The 5,736-nt window shown below is 66.0% G+C and carries 7 protein-coding genes and 1 pseudogene; 3 read left to right on the top strand and 5 right to left on the bottom strand.

Translation table 11 applies throughout. The features are described 5' to 3' along the window. Positions 1-255: 255 nt before the first annotated feature. Complete coding sequence (gene sufB, locus ACI944_RS10895; protein WP_411719076.1) at positions 256-1,629, bottom strand: Fe-S cluster assembly protein SufB; 1,374 nt, start codon at positions 1,627-1,629, stop codon at positions 256-258. Between the two features lie 262 nt (positions 1,630-1,891). On the opposite strand from sufB, the gene ACI944_RS10890 reads away from it, so the two are divergent. The 3 genes from ACI944_RS10890 to ACI944_RS10880 are packed head-to-tail and all read left to right on the top strand — an operon-like array spanning position 1,892 to position 3,825. Next, complete coding sequence (locus ACI944_RS10890) at positions 1,892-2,761, top strand: ZIP family metal transporter (protein WP_411719075.1); 870 nt, start codon at positions 1,892-1,894, stop codon at positions 2,759-2,761. A 57-nt stretch (positions 2,762-2,818) separates the two neighbouring features. Then, positions 2,819-3,259, top strand: a complete 441-nt coding sequence (locus ACI944_RS10885; RefSeq protein ID WP_411719074.1) for a hypothetical protein — start codon at positions 2,819-2,821, stop codon at positions 3,257-3,259. Next, entirely contained in the window at positions 3,256-3,825 is a 570-nt protein-coding gene (locus ACI944_RS10880) for a hypothetical protein (protein WP_411719073.1), read from the top strand. The genes ACI944_RS10885 and ACI944_RS10880 overlap by 4 nt, the downstream gene beginning before the upstream one ends. A gap of 22 nt (positions 3,826-3,847) precedes the next feature. Here ACI944_RS10880 and ACI944_RS10875 read toward each other — a convergent pair whose 3' ends face one another. The 4 genes and pseudogenes from ACI944_RS10875 to ACI944_RS10860 form a co-directional block, all read right to left on the bottom strand. Further along, positions 3,848-4,798: a radical SAM protein gene (locus tag ACI944_RS10875; protein WP_411719072.1), complete on the bottom strand. Its 951-nt coding sequence runs from the start codon at positions 4,796-4,798 to the stop codon at positions 3,848-3,850. 29 nt (positions 4,799-4,827) lie between these two features. Further along, entirely contained in the window at positions 4,828-4,962 is a 135-nt protein-coding gene (locus tag ACI944_RS10870; RefSeq protein ID WP_411719071.1) for a hypothetical protein, read from the bottom strand. A gap of 158 nt (positions 4,963-5,120) precedes the next feature. Continuing rightward, positions 5,121-5,360 (bottom strand): annotated as a pseudogene (locus ACI944_RS10865) (hypothetical protein); the annotation flags it as partial. 82 nt (positions 5,361-5,442) lie between these two features. Then, the coding region (locus ACI944_RS10860) for a hypothetical protein (protein WP_411719070.1) at positions 5,443-5,736 on the bottom strand (294 nt) is incomplete at its 5' end.

Raw genomic sequence — 5,736 nt, 5'->3', positions numbered from 1 at the left:
GATGAGATAGGCACCAACGTCTGTTTGGAGGTGATCTGCGATTTTCTGGAGCTCGGCCTCGATAGAGATCCGTGCTGGACGCTGTGTGACCGCTCCCTCGGCCGCCGTCCGTTCTCGCCTTTCGACCGTTCCCGTTGTGGTGATTGCCTGCCTTCGCGAGCGACTATGTGATGGAGGACGAAAACCCTTTAGCTAGTACCAAATTGGTACAACGAAACGGTGCCGCTTCGGTTCGGTACCGAGTGTGGGCTATCGTCAGCCCAGACTGCCTTCCATCTCCAGCTGGACGAGCCGGTTCAACTCGGCCGCGTAGGCGACCGGGAGTTCATCGGTGAGGGGTTCGATGAAGCCGCTGACGATCAACTGCTTGGCCTCCTCCTCGTCGAGGCCGCGGTTCGTGAGATAGAACACGTCCTCGTCGGCAATCTTGCCGACCGTCGCCTCGTGGGCGATGGCGGCGTCGTCGCCCTCGACCTCGACGTGCGGCAGGGTGTCGCTGGTGGATTCCGAGTCGAACATCAAAGCGTCGCACTCGACGGTCGTCGCCACCCCGTCCACGTCGTCGAGCGAACGAACCAGCCCGCGGTAGGTGGTTCGACCGCCGCCCTTGCTGATCGACTTCGCCTCGACGGAGGCCGTGGTTTCGGGCGCTTCGTGGTAGATCTTCGCCCCGGAGTCCATGCGCTGGCCGCCCTCGGCGAAACTGATGGTGATGTGGCTCGCGCTCGCGCCCCGGCCCCGAAGGACCGACGAGGGATAGAGCATCGTCACCTTCGACCCGAGCATCCCGGAGATCCACTCCATCCGCCCGCCGGCCTCGACGACGGCGCGGTCGGTGTTCAGGCAGTACGTGTTGCGCGACCAGTTCTGGACCGTCGAGTGCTGGACGTGGGCGTTCTCGCCGACGAACACCTCGACGGCACCGCAGTCGAGGTTCGTGGCGTTGAACGTCGGGGCCGAACAGCCCTCGATGTAGTGGACCTCGCTGTCCGGTTCCGCGACGATCACGTTGTGGCTGAACTGACCGGTCCCGGGCTCGTTCATCCGGAAGTACGCGTGGATCGGCAGGTTCACCGTGACCTCTTCCGGGACGTACAGGAACGAGCCGCCGGACCAGAAGGCCGCATGGAGGGCGGCGAATTTGTGTTCGTCCGGGTCGATCGCGTTCATGAAGTACTCGCGGACGAGGTCGGGATGCTCCCGGACGGCGTCGTCCATGCTGCAGAAGATCACGCCCTCGTCGTCCCACCGGTCCTCGAGCTGGTGGTACAGGACCTCTGATTCGAGCTGGGCCCCGCTCCCGGCCAGCGCGTCGCGTTCGGCCTCCGGGATGCCGAGGCGGTCGAAGGTTTCCCTGACGTCCTCGGGGAGGTCGTCGTAGCCCTCGACGTCGACGTCCACGTCCACGTCCGGGCGCAGGTACGGCACGACTCCCTCGACGTCGACAGTCGAGAGGTCGGGCTGGTCCGGCCACTCCGAGGGGGTCGGCAACTCGTAGTACGTTTCGAGGGCGTCCAGTCGGCGGTCGAGCATCCAGTCCGGTTCGTCCTTCTCGGTCGAGATCGCGCGAACGGCCGCTTCGGTGAGGTTCGACCCGATCGCGCGCTGGGTCTCGGTTTCCGTATGCATAGGGGTAATCGAGGGAAGGAACGGCGGTGCGCTGGGGGCGACGGCGATGAGGTGGGGACAACGGCGGTCCGGTGCGCAGCATCCGCCCTCGCCCCGCGACACCCGCCGTTCTCCGTCTTCACGTTCATTTCGTCCCACGGAACGAAGGTAGTTCCGGTCGACGCGGCGGCGGTCCTATCGTCGCAGGGGCCCGAACTACCGGCATTCCGGGGTATTGATCGAAACAAACAATACCGGCCTCACGAAATATTTGCCTGAAACAGTGCAGACAGAGACAGTTCAGTCACGGTCGACGTCACGGGAACGGCTCGCACTCGGAATCAGCGTCCTCGGCCTCGTCGCGTTGATCGCGGTGGTCGCGCTCGGCCTCGCCGCCGGACGGACCAAACTCGTCGGCATCGTCGTGTTCGGCTTCTTCGCGATGATGGCCGGCGTGCTGGTCAGCCTCCTGGGCGAGTTCGCCACGCCGGGGCGACAGGTCTGGGCCTACGGCCTGGCGAGCGGCGCGATGCTCACCAGCGCGGCGGCGCTGATTGCGCCCAAGGCGATCGGCCATCACCCCGATTACGGCGGGTTCGCCATCGCCTTCGGCTACCTGATCGGGTACGGGGCCCACGAACTCGGGCACCTCGTGACCCATTACGAACTGCCGATCAACGCCGCTGCGGGCGAACTCACGCTCCACGCCCTGGCGGCCGGGAGCATCATGGGCGTCGCCTACGGGGCGCTCCCGTCGCTGACGCCGCTGTTCGGGTACGGCATCGTCGCCCACAAGTTCCCCGCCGGGTTCACGGGGTCCGAGGCGGTCGAGAACTCGGGGCTCCCGGTCGCCATAATGGTCGTCCCGGCGGCCGCGGTCGCCATTGCGGCAATCCCGCTGTCGATCCTCACGCCGGACCTCTCGCCGATCGTCAAGGCGGTCTTCTTCGGGGTCTCGGCCGGCGTGTTCGCCCACGTCGGGATCGACATGCTCCCCGAGTGTTCTCACGTCGGCTCCCACAGCGACTCGACCGGCCACGGGGCGGTCCATTGCTCGCCCGACGCCGACCGCCTCCGCCAGTACGCCGTCCTCAGCACGCTCCTCGGCGCGGCGGCGATCTACGTGCTGTGGCAGGTCCTCGCGATGGGCTGAGGGTTCCACCACCGCCGGAAGCGAAATCAGGAAGGCGGCAGGGGTCCAGTCGCCAGTATGGGGCACGGTTCTCGACGGAAGCGACTCGTCGCCTCGACTCGCAAAGCAGTCAGGGGCCTCCGGAATGCGCTCCCGATCCTGGCCAGCGTCGTGTTGCTCGTCGGTCTCCTCCGGACGTACGTCTCGGCCGAGATGGTGAGTTCAGTCTTCGGCCGTCGCCCGTTCCTCGACGTGGCTCTCGGGACGGGAATCGGCAGCGTTTCGACCGGGAACGCGGTAACGAGTTACGTCATCGGTGGTGAAATCCTCGATCGGGGCGTGAGTCTGCTCGCAGTTACTGCCTTCATCGTCTCTTGGGTGACGATCGGCGTCGTGCAATTCCCGGCGGAGGCGTCCGTCCTCGGCCGCCGGTTCGCGATCGCCCGGAACGTAACCGGCGCGATCCTGGCCGTCCTCGTCTCGGTCGGCACCGTGCTCGTGATGGGGGCGCTCGCGTGAGCGATTCGCATAGAAACTCCAGCGGGTCGTCGAACCCCAAACCGGCGTCCGGCGGCGGTGGCCAGTCTCGCACCGACCGGTACCTGCTCGGCGGCATGATCCTCCTGTATGCCCTGCTGTTCGTCGTCGATCCGGGAAACGCGAGCGCGGCGCTGGGGAGCGCCTGGTCGCTCGCGCTCACCATCGCGCCGATCCTGGTGCTCGTGACGGCCTTCGTTACCCTCATCAACTACGCGGTAACGGCCGACGCCATCGCCAGGTACCTCGGGAACGAGTCCGGCGCGACCGGCTACCTGGTCGCCATCGCTGGTGGGGTCCTCAGCCACGGGCCCGTCTACGCGTGGTACACGCTGCTGGCGGACCTTCGGGATCGAGGCATGCGAGACGGCCTGGTCGCCGTCTTCCTGTACAACCGGGCGATCAAACTCCCGCTGTTGCCCCTCTTTCTGTACTACTTCGACGTCGACTACGCCGCGGCCCTCCTGGGGACGATGGTCGTCGCCTCGATCGTGCAGGGCGTCGTGGTCGAGTGGGTGCTGTCGTGGTGGACTCGCGGCCCGTCCTGACACTCGGCGTGGCCGACAGAATTCACTCCTCGACCGTCGTGATCGGTCGCATGAAGAACCGCTCGTCGCCGAACTCGCGCTCGATCAACTCGCCCGACGCGAGAAGGTCCTCGATCACCGACCAGTCGGCGTCCGCGCGGTCGAGCAGGTCCCGGAGGCCGCTCTCGCGCATCGGGTGGACGGCGGTCACGCCGAGGATATCGGCCTCGACGTCTCCGGTCGACGCGAAGTCGTCCGGCTCCGCACCGATCAGGTACTCCACGTCGTCGACCTGCTCTTCGAACAGTCGATAGGCCATCCCGACCGCGGTTTCGCTCGCCGGTTCGACCCACTCCTCGGCCGGCGGGCGCGTCGGGATGGCGACGTAGGCCACGTCGGGGTCGACCTCGCCGACGAGGTCGGCCGTCGCCCGGAGGTCGTCCGCGCCGTCGTTGACGCCGTCGACCAGCATCGTCTCGGTCGTCAGCGTCCCCTCGAAGGACTCGGCGAACGTCCGGAGGCCACGGGTGATCGCGGTGAACGAGAGCGCCCCGTGCGGGCGGTCGATTTCCCTCCAGGTTTCGGCGCGCCCGGCGTCGACCTTCACCGAGACGTAGTCCGCTTTCGAGAGGTCCGCGCGGACGTCCGGCCGGTCGATCAGCGAGCCGTTCGTGATGACGGCGACGTCGATCCCGAACCGTCGTATTCGATCGATCGTTTCACCGAGGTTCGCGTCCAGCGTCGGTTCGCCGTCGGGGACGATGGAGAGGTAGTCGATCGACTCGTCGGCCTCGCGAACCGCAGCGACGCGCTCCTCGACGGCGCTCTCGATCGCTTCGGGATCGTAGAACTCCTGCCGTTCAGTGCCGGTGGCCGTCGTCGGGCCGAGTTGGCAGTAGATGCAGGCGTACGTGCAAGTCTTCGGCGGGATGTCGTTGATGCCGAGGCTCCGCCCGAGGCGGCGCGACGGCACCGGACCGTAGGCGAGATCCATTCCGTTCGAGGGTACGGCGCGGGGAACCCTCAGTCGTTCGGACGGTGCACGATCTGGCCCTCCGACTCGGTCTGAGGGGCAGTGTCATCGAGATACGCCATCCCCGCCTCGGTCACGACGTAACTCGACGGGCCGTCGACGACGAGGCCGCACGAATCGGCCATGGGACACGACGTGCAGGTTTCGCCCTCGCAGCCGAGTTCGCGGACGCACAGTGTCTGAAAGATGATGACGCCGCTGTATCCCCACCCTACTGCGCTCCTTTTCCGCTTGCGCGGACTGCGGTACTCGTTTGGGGAGGGGCTTAGCGCCTGTATTCAGCTACATACAGGCCGACCGTCGAGGGTTTGTCGAGGAACATGTACGTCGCTGCCGTGTTGCCCGGCCCTTGCTGGGCGCAGGTCGCATCGAGGAGGTCTTTCAGCTATGCGGGATTCCAGAGGACGCTCGCCGGGTATCCATCCGAATGCCGGTACACCTGTGCAACCCGGTCGGTTTCACCATCTGTTTCACCGGTCTGTTCGACTTGTTGGACGAATCGGAGTTGACTCCGTTTCGACATCAGTCTCCCCGGCGCGTGTGCGCCGGCACCCATTGCCGGCACAATAACAACGACCTCACAGTCGCTGCGGGATCGAATTCCGCTACGCCAGGTGTGACACCTCGTCTGGCTCGTCGTCGAACTCGCCACGTTCGACCGGCTCCCAGTCCCTCGGTGCTGGACTCCACCAGTCGACCTCGTAGGCTCCCGGTGCGCCGAGGATCTTCACTCGCGCCGACCCATCCGGAAGATCGCGACGGAGCTCCCCGGCGACGTGGAGATTCCAGGTCGTGGTTTTATCGAAGCAGGCGAGCACGGCCTCCTCGTAACCGCGTGTCTCTCGGGACTCTTGGAGTTCGACCTGCGTGTTGCAGTTCTTGCAGAACACCCCCTCGAA

The organism is Natronomonas sp. (assembly GCF_046710025.1).
In the GTDB taxonomy this organism is placed as follows: domain Archaea; phylum Halobacteriota; class Halobacteria; order Halobacteriales; family Haloarculaceae; genus Natronomonas.
Note: the sequence above shows the minus strand (reverse complement) of the source record. Positions and strands in the feature narration are given on the sequence as shown.